The following is a 20947-nucleotide window of genomic DNA, read 5'->3' as shown; positions in this document are numbered from 1 at the left end:
TCATTTTTTTCATTTAGAAAATATAGGTATTGCAGCGAGGCTACTCCCGGATAAGCGGCGCAAACTCGATGAGTGTATGAAGCCCCTGCTGAAAGGGCAGCTTTTTAATGCGGGTATTTAAATAGTCGATCACCGGAAGTATAGGCGGAAAGTCAAGATGGTATTGGAATGCGTCCTTGCTTCTGAACTTTTCGTAAGTGACAAACCGGGTACTGTCTGCCTCCAGCTGCGACAATTGGTAGGTTACCACCCCGGGCTCACACCGGAACGCCGGCAGCGCTTTGCGATAGATGCTTTTGAAATCGTCCTGCGATCCGGGTTGTGCATCCACAAACAATATAATGGTGAGCTGGTCGTCCTCTTTTCGGGATGCCCTGCGCCATTGTTGCCTGGAAAGCGGCGCCAGGTCTGCTACATAGGTGATGGCTACCGGCCTTAGCAGTGCCTTTTTCGCCAGCGAAACCAGTGCCGCCGCCGCTGCACTTTTATCCGCTCTGCCTATGCCCGCCCTATCTGCCCATCGCTCGATCAGCCAAAGCGCGGTGCTGTCCTCCTGCTCGTAATAAGCTTCCGACATAATATTGTCTTCGTCGGTCAGGGATTGTTGCACATAGATGCCCATCGCTTTCCGGAATGCCGCCTGATGGGATTGTTTTACAGGATAACAGGTAAGCCTGCTTACAGCGTGAAGGCTATTCAGGGCGACCAGCACGGCTTCGCCAATCGCTTTGGCAGATTGTGGATTCTGCCCGGTAACGACACGCTGATCGCTTACTACATAGGATTGCCACAACCCGGCTTTTTCAAAATGAGCGCCCCGCGCTATTAAAGCCGATTCCAGCAGGAAGGGCACGACTTTATCCAGCTTGACAGCAGCTTCTTCTTCATTGGTAAAGGCATTGATCCTTTTACCATCCACTAAATATTGACCATCCGACAACCTGACATTGACCAAACCGGCCGGGCCGTGGCATACCGCGCTCACGATACCGCCCTGTTCGTAAACAGCCGCCGCTATCTTTGCCAACGCCTTATTATCCGGGAAATCCCACATAGCGCCATGACCGCCTGCGTAATGAATAGCCACGTAATGTTCCGGTCTGACCTGTGAAGGCTTGAGCGTGTTTTCGATCTTATGCCTGTAAGCTTTGTCATTCCAGAATTTCCGGTTCACCGGATCGCCAAGATTGAAGCCGTCCACAGGCGCTTTGCCTCCTTCCGGGCTTACGAAGTCGATCTCGTATCCGGCCGCTGCAAGCACTTCCCAGGGATGCGATACTTCCGATAAATAAAAGCCGGTGGGTTCTCCCGTATTGCCTTTCCGGTCATGGCTTGTTACTACGAATAAGATCTTCTTTTTCATCTTCACCGGGTTTTGTGCCTGCGCCAATGCGCTTACCAGGCCGAAGCATAGCGTAATCAACGCGGCTGTTGCTTTTGCCGTTGTTAAAAGTTTGAAGGTTGTCATAATTATTCGTTTTTGAATGCCCGCCAATAATGCACGAAGCGCTTTGCGTTACACAGCTATTGGGCTGATTTCAGCAATAGCTCCGCTACCTGGTGCGGCTGAGACAGGAAGGGCGAGTGGCTCGTGTTAACCGTATAGATCGTTCCGATGCCTGCCGCTGTGATCATCTTATCCTGGAGGCCGGGACTGATTACCTTATCCTGTAAGGTCTTGATGTATACTTTATCAACAGTGCCGAAATGCGCTTCAGTTAAGGTGACCTTAGTGGTAAAAGGGATCGCAGGCTCTGCCCGGTAATTGTCCAGAACGAGCTGCTTTGCCTGCGCAGATCCGTCGGCAATAAATAAGCTGGCCAGGTCTTCCTTCTTAACATCAATCGTCAGCTGATCCTGCGAGGGGATCAAAGAAGGGCCCAGCTGGGAATCGGGATCGCTGATCTCAGCAAGCGCCTGCCCCGACTGTGGCACAAACGCGCCGATATAAACGAGCTTCCGTATCCTGGCAGGGACCGTTTCCGCCACGGCCGTTACCACCATGCCGCCCATACTGTGCCCCACCAGTATCACCGGCCCTTCTACAGCCGAAAGCTCTTTTATGACTTTATCCCTGTATATATCGAGGCTGAGGGTATACGTCGGGGTAGTATCTTTTCCATGTCCGGGAAGTTCTACCACAACAACTTTGTTTCCTTTACGGCTAAGGTCATCCCGCACTTCGTCCCATACGTAAGGGGCCTGCCAGGCGCCATGTACCAGCACATAGGTGTTTTGTTTACGGTCATCGTCCTTGGCGCAGGAAAGAAGTGTTGTTGCAGCAAGTGCCGCGGTAAGCAATGTTGAAGCTGCTTTTTTCATCTTGTTTATATTTAAAATGTTCGATGCTTTTTTAAAAAATTGGGGCAAGGTGCTTGCAGCCGTCTTATGAGCCGGAAGGGCTGCAGGGCGCGGGTATGTCGAATCCGTTAAGGATCATGGCGATCAGGCAATAGCCGCCTACCAGGAAGTATAGCTCCGCGACGCCTTCTTTGCCCAGCAGGTCAGCAGCCAGGTTGTAGGTCGCATCGGGCACTATACGCCCACGCACCAAAGCGGCGGCTATGTCATGTGCTATGGCTTCCGGCTCGTTCAAATGAGCCGGCTTTCCTGCAGCGGCGAGGGTCGCAATGCTGCTTTGTGCAATGCCATATGCTCTGGCCATGATCTCATGGGCGTAGAGCTCGAAACGCGCACCCAATATACCCGCTACGGTAAGGATAGCGACTTCGCGCACCGCCTTCGGAAGGGTGGCATGGTGGTCGAGCGAACGCAAAAAGGTAAGCGCCGGCACGCCGAACTGAGGATATTGAAGCATAGCGGGGAATGGTCCCAGCAGCGCCCCTTGCTTATCCATCATATTGACCTGCCCCTGGCTGTGGCCTGTAAGTTTTACGATCTCTTCGTGCACGTAACGGGCCTCAGGGCTAAGCGCCTCCGGCGGTATAGGTTTGATGCGCATGATCACTTTTTTTATAGTATCCCCGAATTAGTTGGTAAAGGCTCCGTCGATCAATACAAATGCCATCCTGCAGGTAGCTCCGGAGCGGTTGGCCCAGGCATGGCTGGTACCATTCTGGATCACAATATCCCCGGCCTTCAGGGTTGTTTCTCCGCGGTCGAGTATCATGGTGATCTCCCCTTCCAGCACGATGCCATAGTCAACTGTCCTGGTCTTGTGCATCAGGGGGTGTGGCGCTCCCGGCTGTGCTGTAGAAGCGTTCTCATCACCCATCGATCTGAACTTAGCTGCCGCTTCTGCGCCTGTCAGGTTCCTGATGGCGTCGCCTTCCGGCGGGAATGCAATCACCCTGATCCGGGTACCATTTTCCGGTGGTGGCAATACAAGCCCGGGCTCATCGGTTTCACCGGGTTGAGCATGGATTAAAGCAGGGGCTTCCAGGGTATGCCATACTTCAAAAAAAGTAGGCCCGCCTGAGCCGCCCACCAATTGCACATGGCTGGGTGCGGCATCGGAAACAATGACGGATTTGTTATCGGCGTCGTGTCCTGTCACAATACGCCTGAATGTTTTTTGCTGCTGGCTCATGCTTTAATGTTATGTGTTTTTGATTTTTTGAAAACATACACGCCGAGGTAGTGGAACAGTACGCCTACCGCCCATGCCGGTGTTGACCATAAGGGCCAGGGATAGGTCCTGTCCGTGAGGTACCACACCAGCCAGATAGCCGGCGTAGACAAGAGGAAAACGATAAGATGGATCCTGAAACCCTTTTGGGGTTGGATGCTGGTAGCATTGTATCCTGCGGATGCTGTCATGATATGTAGTTTGAACATTAATGAATAATGATTATTTGCAGAAAGCTTTTGCTGATCTTGTTTGCTTTTCCAATGCAAGCTGCAAAGGAGGTTACACCAGGTACAAATGCATCAAAAAATAATGGCGACCGCTTGCCGCATATTGCGCCTGTTGGATACCGCAAAATTCCAACAGCCGCGTACCGGAGCGCAAGGACTTTTGTCACTAATGTGGTGTGATAAATGTCACAACCCGGCTGCGTTTAATGGATAAGGCAAATGCAGGCCTGTAGTAAGTCGGGAGGCATACATGTCATTACGTGATAGCATCAGGACCTAAACGATCGGCGGGTACACGACCTAGCAGCTTAAGTAAAGCCTGCTCAATGTTTCCCGGCATACGCCCAGGTAAGCTGCAACCACCTTTTTAGGAATACGCTGCAAAAGGCCGGGATGGGATTTCAGGAAGGCTTCATAACGCTGGCGCGCAGTATTGGAAAGCAATTGCTTTACCCGTTCTTCCAGGGCAACATACTCATTGGTGAGCCGGACTTTGAAAAAGTGCTCCATCTTGTGCAGCTCAGCCGATAATTGTTCCCTCCCGTAAAGCGTAAGGCACAGCACTTCGCCTGCTTCCATGCATTCGATAAACATACTTGCACGGTCATGTTTGAAGAACGCTTTATAGTCCGACATCCAGCAGTTTTCCTCTGCAAACTTTACGATATGCTCTTTACCATCATCAGCGAGATAATACACCCGGTAAATACCGGATAGTGCCAGGTATTCATATGGCACATCGTCACCCTCCTGCACCAGGTATTGGTAGCGCCGTACTTTTTTCAGGGAGAAGAAGGAGTGGATGAATGCCATTTCCCCGTCGCTTACCGGTGTTACCTCTTCTATGTTGCTGCGCAGTTTTTCCATAGTGCTCATTTGTGCGGAGGGCCTGCTCCGGGCGGGCACGATCCGGCGGATGCTGCAATGTCGCTCATAATGCTACGGGGTAAAAGAAACCACGCACTCATTTTCCAAAAAATAAGAGAATTCACTCAGGAAATTTCCTGGGATAATTGCAAATTTTGCATCATGAAATTTCTCATCATGAAAAAGACCGCGACATATAACCTGAAGTGTTTTATAAAAAAGATACTTCCCCTTCAGTTTGCTTTATGGCTGATACTGATAGCAGCCCCGCGTTTAACCGGGCAGGAGCATTCACCTGCTATCACGGCCTCACCAATGATACGGGACAGCTTACTGGTCAACCGGTATATAGAGATTGCCAGAAAACGGGAAGTTCCCCCCGACAGCGCCATCAAAATAGCACGTACGGCGTTGGTGCTGGCAAAGAAAAGAGGATTTAAAAAAGAAACAGGGGTTATATGGTATGTAATAGGGAACAAGCTGCTTCAAAAGGGCGACCGGGCAGGTTGCCAACCCTATATTGATTCCATCTCTATGCTGAATGCGCAATTAAAAGATGGTGAATTAACCTGTGTGCAGAATACGCTCGCAGCCCGTAAGAGCTACAGCTCAAACGATTTTGCAAAAGCCGCATTGTACTATTTCCGGGCCATACAGCCCGTTCGGGAAAATAAGGTGGATAATCCGCGTACCATTGCTGTATTATACCAGAACCTGGGCGTCCTAATGACTGCGCTGAAGGAAGATAGTATGGCCAACAGCTACCTTTCCATCGCCAGGGAATACGTCCTCAAAATAAAGCCTGTTGACTCGCCGATGCTGCTCAATGTTATACTATGCCAGGCGGGAACTTACGTAAAGCTTGATTCCAACGATGCGATCGGCTATTATAAGGATGCTTATGCGATTGCCAGAAACCTACATGACAGCTTGTTGTCCTATACCATATTGCTCAATTTAACGGAGAGCTATATTTTTCATCGACAATATGACAGTGCCGAATATTATTTCCATTTGGCGCAATCGGTCACGCAGCCGGGCATATCCATAATAAGGACAGAATTAGTATCCGGTTATCTGGCTTTTCTCAAAAAGGATTACGCCACATCGATCCTGCATCTGAAGCAAGCGTTGAAGCTCACTAATGGTGAAGAAAATCAGACTTTAGAAGTAATTTATGAAGGGTTCTCGGATACGTACGCAGCCCTTGGAGATTACCGAAAGGCATATGAGTTCCACCAAAAGTGGATGGACCAGCATACACTGCTGTATGACGGACAAAAGAAAGTAGTTGCGGACTTCATGCTTAATTTCCAGGCGCTGGAACATGAGAAAAACATGATACAGAAGCAGGCAGAAATATCCTTCCGGGACACTGCCCTGAAAAAACAGCAATCCTGGATCGCTGCAATGTGTGTGGTTTCCGGTTTGCTGTGCATCATATTAATACTCGCTTACCGCAACTATCGTCACAAGAAGTCCTTCTTAAACCAGCAAATGCATTCCTTATTGCAGGACCAGGAGATAGCGCGCCTGAAAGCAGAAGCCGAAGGCGCGGATAAAGAGCGGAGCAGGATAGCCTACGATCTTCATGATGGTGTGCTGGTCCGGCTGGCCAATGTAAAAATGAACCTTACGGGTTCCCCGGAAGCCGCAGTAAACGCCCATTACCAGGATGTCATCGGACAGTTGGATATAGCTACCCGGGAGCTCAGGAATACGGCGCATAACCTTATGCCGGAAATACTGCTGGAAGACGGTCTGGCACAGGCGATCTTCTATTTCTGCAAGGCCACGGAACAAGCTTCGGGCCTGCATATCAAGTTCCAGCAGATAGGACCGCCGCTTCCTCAATTGGTAATACAGGCGGAAACCGCTGTTTACAGGATCGTACAAGGGCTTGTCCAGAATATCGTCCAGCACGCGGGGGCTACCGCTTCGCTGGTCCAGCTGCAATATGCCGACAACCTCTGCTCCATAACAGTGGAAGATAACGGCCGGGGCATGCCCCATACGGAAAACAACAAGGGCTATGGTATCCGCAGCATCAGGAACCGGGTAAAGATCCTGCAGGGAACTTTCGACATCGAGAGCGAGCAGGGACAGGGCACTACCGTTTACCTGGAATTCGATGTAAGGCCCTTCCTGAATCATTCAGGTGCGGCATAGCGAAGGTTATGATATTTTATGACCATCAGTCATGCAAAAAGTTTATATATTAGCGCACATAAATGCAGCGCGCCGATGCCCATATCCGTTTCTATAGTAGATGACCATCCGCTTGCTACCAGCGGTGTCAGCGCCATGCTGGAAGGACATGGGAATATTGTCGTCAGGGGCGTCTATCATTCGGCCGCTTCCCTCATGGACGGCTTGTCTGTCTTTAGTCCCGATGTGCTGCTGCTGGATATACTGATTCCCGGCCAGTCTGGCAAAGCATTGGCGCCGGTGATCAGGCAGCAGCACCCTTCTGTTAAGATCGTGGTGCTTACCAGCCTGGACGCGCCGGCCATGGTATCGAGCATGATGCGCAGGGGCTGCTCCGGTTACCTGCTTAAAGATACGGATCGCCAGAACCTGATAGCAGCCATTGAAACCGTGTATACAGGAAAGGAGTTCATCGACCCTTCCCTGAAAGAGAAGATACTTGCCCATGTGCTGCATCCTGGTCGGGATAAGGACGATGTGGTACCTGAGATTACCAAGCGGGAAATGCAGATATTGAAACTGATCGCAGAAGAAAATACGACAAGGGAGATCTCAGAGAAGCTCTACATCAGTTTCCGTACCGTGGAGAACCACAGGTACAGCCTGCTCCAGAAGCTGGATGTAAAAAATACCGTCGGCCTGGTTAAAGTAGCCCTGAAGCTTGGATTGGTAAAATAGACATCCCCTTATACTTATCGTAACTGCCGTTCCCGGCTGAAACGGCTGAGCGCCCGCGTCCGCTGGAAGACGGCACAGGATTAATAGGTATTGTTTTATCAACAAATGCTTTAAGCTAGCATCCCTTTAATTGACGAGGACTTTGCGGTCAGACATGTCCGGCTATTTTTTGCTCCTGCTGGCACGCGCGCGCCCTACCAACGAATACACAACAAAGATGCCTGCGAAATGCACTGACCCCAATAAGTGTCTAATTTATTGGGGTCAGTGCATTTCGCATATAGCATGAAGGCCGAACTATTTTAGATGCTTATCCAGATAGTTTTTTAAATCAGTGACATAGCCATCAAAGAAGTCCTCAATTATTTTTTTATTGCCGGGGTTTAATATTTTGCCGTTGGCATCAAACACGCTCTCAGGATATGCTAATTTATAGTTGATCTTCCGGGAAGTAGCTATACCTATAAGCCCGCCGTTGGGCGCTATGCTGCTTTGCGTTCTTCCGGCAGCGGGTAGAACAAATTGAAACTCATTAAAGGGCACATCCCCTTCTGAAACCACATCATTGCCAGGGCTTATAACAAGCTTGGCGTCAAAAATAGTTGAAAAAATCTTGGAAGCGCGGCTATAGCTCACAAGCAGCGTGTCTTTTAGATCCGTGACCACGCCAATATAAGTTAGCGAAACAAGATCAGCGCCACATTTCTTTTTATCGCCGATCGTTGCAAAATCTCTGTAAGCCAAGAAGGTCTTCTTTACATCATTGGTATAATCCAGCTTAAGTCCACTATGGCTTTTTACATAGTTTACTACAGCATCGTAAAGCTGTTCTTTTGTTTTGCCAGGATAGGCCAGCTTTACATATTCAGGATCATATAATGGCCGCACTTTCCCAACGCACCCACCTGTAATTTCATTTTTCTCCGTGATCACTTCAAAATATTTTCCCTGTGCTTTGGCACCAAATGAAGAAAGTATAAAAGCAAAGACCAGTGCGGCTTTAATATTTTTCATAATAATGGTCAATTTATTAATTACGACTGTAGCTGCTTTTGAAATCCACTTTTGTGATCACTCCTTTTTTATCGGCATAAACTGTTGTTATGGTAACATACCGGCTGCTCCATCTTGTATCTTCCGCTGCTCTCTGCCCCGTTATTACCGTTTGTCCAAAACCATTTGTAGCCGTTTCAATATATCCCGGCGTATAGCTGCCGCCGGACGTATTGGTTACATTTTCGTACACCACAACCTGCCCACCGGTTTCGTCCGTAGCAGTTCTTGTTGGCACACCCCAGCTCTTATATAGCTCAGAAAGCTTTACCCCCACCCAGGAAGCTTTCCATGCCTCCCGGTTATAAATACCTCTTTTAAACTCGGCATAATACTTATCTTCTGCATAACGCTGAGCCAGGGCTTCTTTCGTTTTCTTATCGACTTTTGCTTCCTGCGCAAAAATGGATGTTCCTGAAAAAAGACAAAGAATAAAACAGAGGATATAAACGTGATTCATGAGTTTTCGATTTACTGGAATACAGTTAAGCTAAATCGACCAGAGTATTAGCCGCGAAGATCTGGCAACATTTTTAGTCTAGTGGACCAATGCTCTCCCACCAGGATGCAAGCAATTTCAGGATAGACTGCCTGGTCTGCTATTCCGTCGCTCGCCTGCGCAAATTTAATCCAGGTACCGTACAAAAACAATACTGGGAAACCGGTAGAAAATAGCATGACAAAGCACAAGTGGAAAATCCGGCGCTGATGTACCCATTTAGCCGGCTGACTATCCACCGGCAAAATGGGGTCAAGTTCATCGGATTTTCCACTTGGCAAACTTGATGAATCATTAGTCTTAACAGTTTTACCCTCACCTTTTCCTGAACTCCAGCTGACTTTATGAAGTATTTTTTTATTTATGTGTGATATTTCTTTCCCCTTTGCGAATAATTAGAAAACATGCAAAATATTTAATTATTCGACAATGAGAAAAATAATAATCCTCCTGGCATTCATGATCAGCTTAACACTTGCAGGAAAAGTGGAGGGGCAAAGTATACTGCAACAATATTTCAACGGAAATAAAGACAGCCTGCTAACTGAAGCTGCCCGGCTGATCAACATGCCCGCCCCAACCTTTAAACCGGTAAAACAGGCAGCTATTGACCCGACAGTACTTACAGACCTCGGTTTTGAACAGGATTATAAAACAGAAGATCACTTCTTTATAACAAGGGACAATAAAAAAATATTCTCATACAAGTTTCCAAAGGCATCACAAAACACTATTCTGCTGCTTCATGGAGTGGGGAGTACGGCCTGGTTGCAGAATAAAGCAGCCGGACTTTTACAGGAAGCAACGCAAGCAGAGATCTTTGCTATTGATTTCAGAGGGCATGGACAGTCGGAAGGCAAGGCAGGGGATGTTGATTATATAAATCAGTACGCAGATGATTTATCAGATATTATTGAAACCGTCAAAAAGGGGAAACCAAATGGTAAAATATTTATTGCGGCACACTCAATGGGCGGTGGCGTAACTTTAAGATATGCAATGGCCAATCACCAACAGAAAATTGATGGCTTCCTGCTTTTTGCGCCATTAATTGGTCACAATTCGCCCGCCATTCGCAAGGTTCAGGCTGCCGGGAGTGATAGTACAGAACCATTCATGAAAATTCATTTTACACGGATCATCGGCTTAAAAATGTTGAATGAAATTAATCATCATGAACAGGATAGCTTACCGGTATTGTTTTTCAACCTGCCGGAAACGATGCCGCTGAGGCAATATTCATACCGGGCAAATATAAGCATGGCCCCGGATAATTATACAGACGGCTTGAAATCTGTCAAAGTACCCATGCTTGTTTTGATAGGCGATCATGATGAGGTGTTTGCTGCTGACAAATTAAAAAAAGCTGTTATAGACAACAGCAAGGGTAAAGTGTACATTATTCAAGGAGCATCGCACAATGGAATACGGCACAATGCGCAAGCCTACAAACTAATTCAAAACTGGTTTCTCAACCTATAAGCCAATGCAGCAAGAAGAGCAGCAGAAAATATTCCAGAACATTCTTGAGCAGCATAAGGGTATTCTGTTTAAAGTGGCCCGTACTTATTGCAGGGATGAAGAAGACAGGCAAGACCTGATCCAGGAAATAATGATACAGATTTGGCAATCCTTGCATAAATACAATGACAAATTCCAAATTACAACCTGGTTGTATCGCATTTCATTAAATGTCGCCATTTCACACTATCGGAAAAGGAAGGTCCGAAAGGATAAATTCATTACACTGAAAGAGAATTTTACCCAGATTTCAGCAGCCGATAGCAGTGAAAAAGAACAACTGTTGCTACAATTGGAGCGATTTATTAGCGAGCTAAAAGAAATGGATAAGGCACTTGTGCTGCTTTACCTGGAAAATAAAAATTACAATGAAATTTCAGAGATATTAGGGATCACTGTGAGCAATGTTTCAACAAAGGTAGGACGTATTAAAGAGAAACTAAAAAGAAGATTCACTCAAAATAAGTAAACCAATGGAAGAAGTGACATTAAAGGAGCTTTGGAAATCATACAACCAGAAGGTTGAAGAAAACCTGGTTCTTAATCAAAAAAATGCGTCAGATATCTCAAAAATGAAAGTCAATAGTCTTTTGTCATCAATGAAACCGATGAAAGTATTTGCCCTGATTGTCGGCGCCATTTGGGTAATTGCAATTGGTTCTATGATTATTAATCTGTTTGTTTATGCCTATCATAAGGTGAGTTTGTTCTTTTTGTACTCGGCAGCCATCCAGGTTTTGCTTACCCTACTTGCAATAGGCGTATACATTTACCAATTAACCCTTATTCACAACGTTGATATTGATGAACCAATTTTGTCAACACAGGAAAAGCTTGCCCGCCTGAAAACTTCTACCCTTTGGGTTACAAGGCTTCTTTTCCTGCAACTCCCCGTTTGGACAACTTTTTATTTACCAAGAAGTGTATTTGTAAATGGAAATACTATGTTTTTACTCTTTCAGGGAATAATAACACTCACCTTTTCACTCGTTGCTATCTGGCTGTTCCTTAATATTAAATATGAAAACAGAAATAAAAAGTGGTTCAGGCTGATTTTTAATAGCAAGGAATGGTTGCCGATATTAAAATCCATGGAACTTTTAGAACAAATTGATGATTATAAAGAAAATAAGAAAATCATTTCGCGCGAACATCGCCGGGAATAGACGATAATGCTTCCGAAGAAGGAAAGGCAAAGCACCACCGCATGGAAATTGTAAAGATGTAGCTATGCGGCAGCTTAAAACCAATACAATAACTGGAAAATCCGATGAACTTGACCCCATTTAGCCGGTGGATAGTCAGCCGGCTAAACGGGTACATCAGCGCCGGATTTTCCACTACGTGCCAATTATGCAATATTTGAGCACAATGTTGTTTTTATCCTTACAGTTATTATGAATCCAAAAACGCAGCTGAATTTCAGCTGCGTTTTTTTATAATGAATGCACTACGCGTATGGTGGCAGTGTGCTCATTTCATTACACCTAACAACGACTGAAGTCCAAGGGCAGGGCTTTGACAATAAGGTTATAGTGGGGCTGAGCCGCGTTCCACCCAAAACGTTTTCGATATCTTTTGAAACCAGGCTTTGATCTGTTAAACTCATTAAGTGGCTTTTCTTTAAAACTAGCTTTTTCTTTTTCATTTCGATTTGAGTTTTTGATAAGTAATGAAGCAATGTTAAAGTGAGGAAAGATATCGGTGAATTTATGGAGACACCAATGACTATAGTTGTGAAGAACGAAAATTGCTTTCTTCCTTTTGATATGTGCTCATATTTCATAGAAATCTGCGTCATCCGTTGGATCAGTACCTGACTACCTGCCTTTATTTCGAGGATTTTTACTTGTTGATCATTAAAGTTTCAGAAATAGATTTTTGGAATGCTCAGCATCTGCTCCGAAACATTAAGCCTACTAAAGTTCAACCAAAAGAGGAGTTCCCATTACGAGGTTTAATAAAATGCTGGTGTGGCCAACATATGACTGCCGGTTTTTCAAAGGGAAAGAAAAAGTATTATCTCTACTATAGGTGCATTCATCATACGGAAAAGAACTACAGGGGAGAAGCTATGCATGATCAGTTTGCTGAATTGCTGGGAGCCATTAGCTTTTTTCGCCTGACCCGGTTGAATATATCACCAAGAAAGCCCGATCTATTCTTAAGGATTCTAAAACGAATCTGAGCAGGGTTATTACAACAAGAAACAGGTCGATCGCAGAAGTTCAGAAAAAGCTGGGCGGCCTGACAGAAAAATATGTCAATGACAAAATTGATGACGAGACTTACACTAAATTCAATCAACGTTTCAGGAAGGATCTTACTTTATTAAATGCTGAGGTACACCAGTAAATGCTGAAGTACACCAAGCAAATGTGCTGAATAAAAGCGATCCAATGGAGACACTTTCAGCATTATTTGAGCTACTAACTAACTTGCGAAATGTTTATGAAAATGCGTCTACAGAAAAGCGGCAATCTTATCTTCTCCCCCCAACTTTTACGATTGATCCTAAATAAAGTAGCTGACACACGCCCCGTGTGCACCCTACTCATAATGCGTAACGAAAAAAGCCTGCAGAATTTGCAGGCTTTTTTGTTTTTCTGTACCACGTACGGGAATCGAACCCGTGATTCCTCCGTGAAAGGGAGGCGTCTTAACCCCTTGACCAACGCGGCGTTGATTGCTTTGGGATGGCAAAGGTAATACTCTTTTTTACATTTCCAAAAAATCACAGAAAATTTTCCCAAAAATCACTTTGCCTTTATATACCTATCTACTTTAATTGGAAAATACTGCGCTTGCATTTACCTTTGCAGCGATTTTTTTAACACAGTAAAAATCCACAATAAAAAATGAGTAAAGTTAAAGTTGCTATTAATGGTTTCGGGCGTATCGGCCGCCTCGCCTTCCGTCAGATCTACAATATGGAAGGAATTGATGTCGTTGCCATCAACGATCTTACTGAGCCGAAAGTGCTGGCGCACCTGCTGAAGTACGATACTGCCCAGGGCCGTTTCGGGCAGGAAGTAAGCCACTCCGCCAATGCTATCACCGTTAATGGTCACGAAATTAAAATATACGCTCAGAAAGATCCTTCCCAGATTCCCTGGGGACAGCATGAAGTGGACGTAGTGCTGGAATGCACCGGCTTCTTCACCGACGCTGAAAAGGCCAAAGCGCACATTGCTGCCGGCGCCAAGCGCGTAGTGATCTCTGCTCCTGCTACCGGCGATCTGAAAACCGTAGTGTTCAATGTAAACCACGATATCCTCGATGGCTCTGAAACCATCATCAGCTGCGCTTCCTGCACCACCAACTGCCTGGCGCCTATGGCTAAGGTATTGCACGAGCAGTTTGAGATCAAAGCGGGCCAGATGACGACTGTGCATGCCTACACCAACGATCAGAACACCCTGGACGCGCCTCATGCCAAAGGTGATCTGCGCCGCGCCCGCGCTGCTGCCGAGAACATCGTTCCCAACTCAACCGGCGCTGCCAAAGCGATCGGCCTGGTGCTGCCCGACCTGAAAGGTAAGCTGGACGGCGGCGCACAACGCGTACCCACCGTAACCGGTTCCCTCACCGAGCTGACTACCATCCTGGGTAAAAAAGTAACCGCCGAAGAAGTGAATGCTGCAATGAAAGCTGCTGCCAATGAATCTTTCGGCTACAATGAAGATGAGATCGTATCCAGCGATATCATCGGTACCACTTTCGGTTCCCTGTTCGATGCTACACAAACCAAAGTGGTTACTGTAGGCGACGCTCAGCTGGTGAAGACCGTTAGCTGGTACGACAATGAAATGAGCTATGTTTCCCAGCTCGTGCGTACCGTAAAATACTTTGCCGGCCTGATCAAATAAGCCGGTCAGCAGTAATACTATTTAAATGCCTCCCTTAGCGGAGGCATTTTCGTATACAGACCTCTTGTGCTGGTAATAGCTTTGGCATACGGCACCATGTTCTTCCCTCTAGGCAGACAGGCTATTTACACATAAAGCCTTTGGTAAATTATTCGTTATTTAATGTTTGCACATTTTATTTCATTCAAATAGCAATTACTTTTGTGTACAATATTTGAAACGATTCTTCGTTTGAAACGCTAATGCCCTTCGTCCGTCTATACTTCAGAAAGTTCATGCTGGTTATCCTGGCCTTGCAGATACTGAACCTCAGTATTTACAATACGAACTTTTATTGCAGCAATTGCTTTTGCTCCGCAAAGAGCCAGCTGAAGGATGTCAATCCCATCGACTCCTTCGCCGAGCTGATGGTGGAAGATGTGGCCGGCTTTCAAAACGCCTTCCCCGAACCGAAACATAAGAACGATAAACAATCAGGAGAGCTGAAGCACAACATCACCTTCAAGATGTTCCACCAGGATCGCTTTGCCAAGGTGCCCGAACGCATCCTTTACCTCAACGACAATACCGCTGCAGAGCTTCCCCGCTTCTGCAACAATTACTCTTACCTGTTCTGGAAAGAGATTAACCATCCTCCCGCGTAATTCCGTTTTCTTTTAACGCATAGCTATGCTATGCGCTGCGATGTGCTGTAACCGCCATTGCCCACCGTTCCCCTTGCAGGGATCATGTTTTCATCTATTTTCTTTCTTTATGATTGTCCTCAAACATTCCGTTCGCGGATGGGGCTTGGTCCTGTGCATTACGCTGGGCCTGACTTCCCTGCTGCGCACTCTGCCGGCAGGCGCACAAACTGCAGCCGGCACGCTTTCCCTGACCCTGAAGCAAACCGAAAGACTTTTCCTGGAAAAGAACCTGGAGCTGCTGGCCCGGCACTACAACATCGAAGCCAGCAAAGCCCTGGTGCAGCAGGCACGGCTTTGGGACGACCCTACCCTGACTACGGATCAGAATGTGTATTCCAACCACAAATGGTTTGAGCACGGCAACAATCCCGACGGCACGCCCAAGGGACAGTTCTTTATCCAGGTGCAGCAGCTGATCAAGACCGCCGGCAAGCGCGGCAAGCAGATCAGCATGGCACAAACCGGCGTGGACATCAGCCAATGGCAATTCACCGAGCTGATGCAGCACCTGAAATTCCAGCTGCGCAGCGATTTCTATACCCTGGTACAGCTGCGATCGGTGCAGGACCTTTATGCCGAGCAGGATACCCAGCTGGATAAGCTGCTGGAAGGCATGACCGCGCAATTCAATGCGGGCAATATCGCCCGTAAAGACCTGCTGCGCGTGCAAGCCCTGCAGATCAGCCTGAAGCAGCAGATGGCCGATAACCTGAAGCAGATCGAAGACAGCCAGTCGGAGCTGAAAACCCTGCTGCAGATCACGGACGATACGGTGATATTGCCTGTAGCCGAAGCGGATGAAAATACCTTTCCCACCATCAGCATACCTGCGCTGGTAGACACGGCCAAGCAAAACAATGCCACCTACCAGCTGGAGCAGCTACAGGTGCAGTACCAGCGCCAAAACCTTGCATTCCAGAAAGCGCTGGCTGTGCCCGATGTTACGGTAGGTCCCAGCTACGACCATAACAGTAACTATACACCGCACTATGTAGGCCTCGGCTTATCCCTGCCCTTGCCGATGCTGAACGGCAACCGCGGCAATATCAAAGCCGCCCGCTGGCAGGTGAAGCAGGAAGAGACCAACCTGTCGCAGGCCGATGTACGGCTGCAGAATGATGTGACCGGCGCTTACCGGAAATACCTGTACACAAGGCAGCTGCAAACCAGCGCCCGGCAGGACTTCTATGCCGATTATAAAAAGCTGCAGGAAAACATTGCAGAAAGCTTCCGGCAAAGGCAGATCAGCCTGCTCGAATTCATCGACTATTTCAACGATTACGAAGAGGTCCGCACCAAACAGCTGCAGCTGCAGCTGGATAGCCAGCTGGCCAGAGAAGAGCTGAACCTGCAGCTGGGCGCCGATATCTTTTAATGCAATGGCCCTGAACCAGCCGCGCATCCGAACAAAAATCAATTCAAGAATATGAAATCTTCAATAGCAGTCACCCTCATTGCCCTGATCACACTGGCTTCCTGCAAGGAAAAGCAGGAGCAGAAAGAAGCAGCGAAGCCCTTTACCCTCAGCGATTCTATGCAGCACCTGATCCGGATTGATACCGTGTCGTACTGCAACATCAGCGACGAGCTGTCCCTGAGCGGCGAAGTCAGTTTCAACGAAAACAACCTGGTACGCATCTTTCCCCGCAGCAGCGGACAGGTAACCGATACCCGCGTATCGGTTGGCGATAAGGTAAGCAAAGGCCAGGTGCTGGCGGTGATCCGCAGCGCCGACGTAGCCGGCAATTACAGCGACCTTAGCAGCGCCAAAGCCGATGTATCCATTGCCAAAAGGCAGCTGGACAACGCGGAAGCATTGTACAAGAACGGCATCAGCAGCGAAAGGGAATACACCGAGGCCAGGCAGAATTATGAGAAAGCTTTGGCCGGTAAGGAGAAGGTGCAGGCTTCGATCAACATCAACGGCGGCGGACGTACCAGTGCCAGCGGCGAGTATGTGGTCGCCTCTCCTATCGATGGTTATGTAGTGGAAAAGAAAACCGCTACTGGTGCGTTTATCCGCCCCGATATGGGTGATAATCTCTTCACCATATCCGATCTGAAAAACGTATGGGTCTACGCCAATGTTTATGAAACGGACATAGCCAAAGTACGGGAAGGCTTTGAAGCCAGGGTAATCCCCGCCGCCTATCCCGACAAGGCCTATACCGGCAAGATCGATAAGACCGGCCAGGTGCTGGATCCGCAAAGCAAGACCATGCGGATAAGAGTGGTGCTGGAAAATAAAGACATGCTGCTGAAGCCCGACATGTTTGCCAAGGTGATCGTCAGCAATGACGAAGGCCAGAAGGCAGTCTGCGTGCCAACGGCAGCGCTGATATCGCAGGATGGCAAAACCTATGTAGTGGTGTACAATGGCAAAAGCGATATTAAGATCGCCCAGGTCACTGTGCTGAAGACTGTCAATGAGCGCACCTATATTACCGGTGGCGTGCAGCCCGGCACTAAGCTCATTACGGCTTACCAGAACCTGATCTTCAACCAGCTGACGAATGAATAGGTGCAATGCCGCCACCGGCGCGGCTTTTGTTTTTCCACAAACGACAATCAATGAATAAGATCATAAAGCAAATCATTCATTTCTCTTTGAGGCACCGGTACCTGGTCTTCTTCCTGACAGCTGTGCTGGCGGTGATCGGTTTTATCAGTTACCGGAATACGCCTATCGAGACTTTTCCCGATGTGACCAATACCCAGATCATCATTATTACCCAATGGCCGGGACGCAGCGCCGAAGAGGTAGAACGTTTCGTGACCATTCCCCTGGAAACGGCCATGAACTCGGTGCAGAAAAAGATCAATCTGCGTTCTACTTCCTCTTTCGGCCTGTCTTATGTACGCCTCATCTTCGACGATGATGTGGACGATGCCTTTGCCCGGCAGCAGGTCTTCAGCCGCCTCAACGATGCCGATCTCCCCGACGGGATCAAGCCCGATGTGCAGCCACCCTACGGCCCTACCGGAGAGGTATACCGCTATACGCTGGAAAGCAAGACCCGCAGCATCCGCGAGCTCAATACCATACAGGAATGGGTGCTCGACCGCCGTTTCAAATCCATACCCGGCGTAGCCGACGTGAACACCTTCAGCGGTGGGGAAAAGATCTACGAGATCAGTGTGAATCCCAACAGCATCAGCCACTATGGCCTTACTGCCCTGGATGTGTACAATGCTGTCAACAAAAGCAATATCAATGTCGGCGGCGATGTGATCGAGCGTAACGGCCAGGCCTTTATCGTAAGGGGTATAGGCCTGCTCAACAATGTGGATGAAATTAAAAATGTGATCGTCACCAAGATCAATGGCGTACCGATCCTGGTGAAAAACCTGGCCGATGTGGTCGAGACCGAAAAGCCCAGGCTGGGACAGGTGCACCGCGATAAGGAAGATGATGTGGTAGAAGGGATCGTGGTGATGCGCAAGGGAGAGAACGCTGCCGAAGTGCTATCGCGTATCCACGATAAAGTAAAGGACCTGAACGAAAATATCCTGCCCAAGGATGTGAAGATCGTGCCCTTCTACGACCGTACCACCCTGATGGACTTTGCTACGGAAACCGTGCTGCACAACCTCTTTGAAGGGATCGTGCTGGTAACGGTGATCGTACTCATCTTTATGGCCGACTGGCGCACCACGCTTATCGTGAGTCTGATCGTGCCGCTGGCGTTGCTGTTTGCATTCATGCTGATGCGTATGCGGGGCATGACGGCCAACCTGCTATCGATGGGAGCAGTAGACTTCGGTATTATTATCGACGGTGCGGTCGTCATGGTCGAGGGTATCTTTGTGGCCCTCGATCATAAAGCCAGGGAAGTGGGTATGGAGCGCTTCAACAAGCTCGCCAAGCTGGGCCTGTTCAAGCAGGTGGGTACCGAGATGGGTAAGGCGATCTTCTTTTCCAAGCTGATCATCATTACCTGCCTCATCCCCATTTTTGCTTTCCAGAAAGTAGAAGGTAAGATGTTTTCCCCGCTGGCCTTTACCCTGGGCTTTGCTTTGCTGGGTGCGCTCATCTACACGCTTACCTTTGTACCTGCCTTTGCCAGCGTATTGCTGCGCAAGAATGTAAAGGAGAAGCACAATGTGCTGGTCGTCTTCTTTGAAAAGACCATCGGGCGCGCCTTTCGCTGGGTATTCCGGCATCAGCGCCTCAGCCTCATCGCCGCGGTATCCTTTATGGTGCTCACCTTCCTTTCTTCCAGATTTTTAGGCTCCGAATTCCTGCCCGACCTTGACGAGGGCGCCCTGTGGGTGAAAGCGCAGCTGCCGATGAGCGCCTCCCTGGAACAGTCGAACGATATGGCCCGCAAGATGATGGACATTATCGAGAAATACCCCGAAGTCAATCATACCCTGGCACAGGTGGGCCGTACGGTGGACGGTACCGATCCCAAGGGCTTCTTCAATGTAGAGATCGCTGTGGACCTGAAGCAGAAGAAAGAATGGCCCAAGGGCGTGACCACAGAAAGCCTGGTCGAGGACATGAACAAAAAGCTGAGCCAGTTTCCCGGTATCCTGTTCAATTACTCGCAGCCGATACGCGACAATGTGGAAGAAGCCGTTGCCGGCGTTCCGGCATCGCTGGCCGTAAAAGTATTCGGCCAGGATTTCAATACGCTCAACGGGCTGGCGAACCAGGTAATGGACCAGCTGCGCACGGTTCAGGGCGTGGAAGACCTTGGCGTGCTGCGTAACCTGGGCCAGCCGGAATTCCGTATCGAGCTGAACCAGCAGAAGATGGCCTTATACGGCGTCAGCATTACCGACGCCAATTCTGTGATCGAGATGGCGATTGGCGGCAAGGCTGCAACGCAGCTTTATGAAGGGGAACGTAAGTTTGATATCCGCATCCGCTACGATAAGGAATTCCGTAATACGGAAGAAAAGATCGAGCAGCTGATGGTACCCACCCAGGACGGTTCCAAGATCCCGATTAAAGAGATCAGCGAGATCAAGGTATTGACCGGCCCCTCCTTTGTTTACCGCGACAACAACTCCCGCTATATTCCCGTCAAGTTCTCTGTACGTGGCCGCGATCTCGGCAGTACGGTTAAAGAAGCGCAGGACAAAGTAAAGGCCAACGTAAAGCTGCCTAAAGGCTATAGCCTTACCTGGAATGGAGAATTTGAGAATGCGCAGCGGGCATCCAAAACGCTTTCTAATGTCGTGCCGGTATGCCTGCTGGGTATCTTCATGATCCTGTTCGTGCTGTTTGGCAACGTCAAAGATGCTGTGCTTACCCTGATGAATGTACCCTTTGCGCTCATAGGCGGTATACTGGCCCTGCATATTACGGGTATGAATTTCAGCATCAGCGCCGGCATCGGCTTCATTGCGCTCTTTGGAGTATGCATCCAGAACGGGGTTATCCTGATCAGCGTATTCAAGAAGAACCTGGAAGCGAAGATGCACATCAACGAAGCCCTGGAGCAGGGCGTGATCTCGCGTACCCGCCCGGTGGTAATGACCGCGCTGATGGCCGCAATAGGCTTGCTGCCGGCTGCAATCAGCACCGGTATCGGCTCCGAAACGCAGAAGCCTCTGGCTATCGTCGTGATCGGCGGCCTGGTTACCTCAACGATACTGACCCTGCTTATTCTCCCCGTGCTGTATTATAAGGCTTACAACCTTATCCATAAAAGGGAGAACCGTAAGCTGCTCAAAAAGATTGGCGCAGTAGGCCAATAGTGCATGGGCGTTTTTTTCAATCCGGCCCTGTTCTTTTA

At 48.3% G+C, this 20947-nt stretch carries 19 protein-coding genes and 1 tRNA gene; 11 read left to right on the top strand and 9 right to left on the bottom strand.

Going from position 1 to position 20947, the window contains the following annotated elements; all coding sequences use genetic code 11:
* Positions 1–40: 40 nt before the first annotated feature.
* From DZC79_RS04995 to DZC79_RS04970, 6 genes are all read right to left on the bottom strand, one after another.
* Positions 41–1468, bottom strand: coding sequence for an antibiotic biosynthesis monooxygenase (locus DZC79_RS04995; protein WP_157976931.1), 1428 nt, complete (start codon positions 1466–1468; stop codon positions 41–43).
* Positions 1469–1524: 56 nt separating this feature from the next.
* Entirely contained in the window at positions 1525–2322 is a 798-nt protein-coding gene (locus tag DZC79_RS04990) for an alpha/beta fold hydrolase (RefSeq protein ID WP_118950444.1), read from the bottom strand.
* Positions 2323–2386: 64 nt separating this feature from the next.
* A complete protein-coding gene (locus tag DZC79_RS04985) occupies positions 2387–2962 on the bottom strand; it encodes a carboxymuconolactone decarboxylase family protein (RefSeq protein WP_118950443.1) in 576 nt (191 codons plus the stop codon).
* A 27-nt stretch (positions 2963–2989) separates the two neighbouring features.
* On the bottom strand, positions 2990–3550 hold the full coding sequence (locus tag DZC79_RS04980) for a cupin domain-containing protein (protein ID WP_118950442.1): 561 nt from the start codon (positions 3548–3550) through the stop codon (positions 2990–2992).
* On the bottom strand, positions 3547–3780 hold the full coding sequence (locus DZC79_RS04975; RefSeq protein ID WP_157976930.1) for a 2TM domain-containing protein: 234 nt from the start codon (positions 3778–3780) through the stop codon (positions 3547–3549). Before DZC79_RS04975 ends, DZC79_RS04980 begins: the two co-directional genes overlap by 4 nt.
* A gap of 339 nt (positions 3781–4119) precedes the next feature.
* Positions 4120–4686: a Crp/Fnr family transcriptional regulator gene (locus DZC79_RS04970; RefSeq protein ID WP_118950440.1), complete on the bottom strand. Its 567-nt coding sequence runs from the start codon at positions 4684–4686 to the stop codon at positions 4120–4122.
* 315 nt (positions 4687–5001) lie between these two features.
* On the opposite strand from DZC79_RS04970, the gene DZC79_RS04965 reads away from it, so the two are divergent.
* Positions 5002–6855, top strand: coding sequence for a tetratricopeptide repeat-containing sensor histidine kinase (locus tag DZC79_RS04965; protein WP_198666780.1), 1854 nt, complete (start codon positions 5002–5004; stop codon positions 6853–6855).
* 75 nt (positions 6856–6930) lie between these two features.
* On the top strand, positions 6931–7572 hold the full coding sequence (locus DZC79_RS04960; protein ID WP_198666779.1) for a response regulator: 642 nt from the start codon (positions 6931–6933) through the stop codon (positions 7570–7572).
* 297 nt (positions 7573–7869) lie between these two features.
* Here the strand turns inward: DZC79_RS04960 and DZC79_RS04955 are convergent, their stop codons facing one another.
* A complete protein-coding gene (locus tag DZC79_RS04955; RefSeq protein WP_118950437.1) occupies positions 7870–8586 on the bottom strand; it encodes a hypothetical protein in 717 nt (238 codons plus the stop codon).
* Positions 8587–8602: 16 nt separating this feature from the next.
* Entirely contained in the window at positions 8603–9085 is a 483-nt protein-coding gene (locus DZC79_RS04950; protein ID WP_118950436.1) for a hypothetical protein, read from the bottom strand.
* A 468-nt stretch (positions 9086–9553) separates the two neighbouring features.
* Between DZC79_RS04950 and DZC79_RS04945 the strand changes: the two genes are divergently transcribed.
* The 4 genes from DZC79_RS04945 (at position 9554) to DZC79_RS21800 (ending at position 12833) form a co-directional block, all read left to right on the top strand.
* On the top strand, positions 9554–10606 hold the full coding sequence (locus tag DZC79_RS04945) for an alpha/beta hydrolase (RefSeq protein ID WP_118950435.1): 1053 nt from the start codon (positions 9554–9556) through the stop codon (positions 10604–10606).
* Between the two features lie 4 nt (positions 10607–10610).
* Entirely contained in the window at positions 10611–11114 is a 504-nt protein-coding gene (locus DZC79_RS04940) for an RNA polymerase sigma factor (RefSeq protein WP_118950434.1), read from the top strand.
* Between the two features lie 4 nt (positions 11115–11118).
* On the top strand, positions 11119–11811 hold the full coding sequence (locus tag DZC79_RS04935; protein ID WP_118950433.1) for a hypothetical protein: 693 nt from the start codon (positions 11119–11121) through the stop codon (positions 11809–11811).
* A 605-nt stretch (positions 11812–12416) separates the two neighbouring features.
* A complete protein-coding gene (locus tag DZC79_RS21800; RefSeq protein WP_394342483.1) occupies positions 12417–12833 on the top strand; it encodes a recombinase zinc beta ribbon domain-containing protein in 417 nt (138 codons plus the stop codon).
* Between the two features lie 421 nt (positions 12834–13254).
* Here DZC79_RS21800 and DZC79_RS04925 read toward each other — a convergent pair.
* Positions 13255–13326 (bottom strand) — tRNA-Glu (locus DZC79_RS04925).
* Positions 13327–13503: 177 nt separating this feature from the next.
* On the opposite strand from DZC79_RS04925, the gene gap reads away from it, so the two are divergent.
* The 5 genes from gap to DZC79_RS04900 all read left to right on the top strand — a co-directional run bounded on the left by gap (position 13504) and on the right by DZC79_RS04900 (position 20909).
* Complete coding sequence (gene gap, locus DZC79_RS04920; RefSeq protein ID WP_118950431.1) at positions 13504–14514, top strand: type I glyceraldehyde-3-phosphate dehydrogenase; 1011 nt, start codon at positions 13504–13506, stop codon at positions 14512–14514.
* 275 nt (positions 14515–14789) lie between these two features.
* Positions 14790–15158: a hypothetical protein gene (locus DZC79_RS04915; RefSeq protein ID WP_157976928.1), complete on the top strand. Its 369-nt coding sequence runs from the start codon at positions 14790–14792 to the stop codon at positions 15156–15158.
* 109 nt (positions 15159–15267) lie between these two features.
* The gene (locus DZC79_RS04910; RefSeq protein WP_198666778.1) at positions 15268–16575 is read left to right on the top strand and encodes a TolC family protein; all 1308 of its coding nucleotides are present in this window, start codon (positions 15268–15270) and stop codon (positions 16573–16575) included.
* Between the two features lie 51 nt (positions 16576–16626).
* A complete protein-coding gene (locus DZC79_RS04905) occupies positions 16627–17721 on the top strand; it encodes an efflux RND transporter periplasmic adaptor subunit (RefSeq protein ID WP_118950428.1) in 1095 nt (364 codons plus the stop codon).
* Between the two features lie 50 nt (positions 17722–17771).
* A complete protein-coding gene (locus DZC79_RS04900) occupies positions 17772–20909 on the top strand; it encodes an efflux RND transporter permease subunit (protein WP_118950427.1) in 3138 nt (1045 codons plus the stop codon).
* Positions 20910–20947 lie beyond the last annotated feature (38 nt).

This window comes from Taibaiella helva (assembly GCF_003545695.1).
Lineage (GTDB): Bacteria > Bacteroidota > Bacteroidia > Chitinophagales > Chitinophagaceae > Taibaiella > Taibaiella helva.
This window is presented reverse-complemented; position numbering and strand designations above follow the sequence as displayed.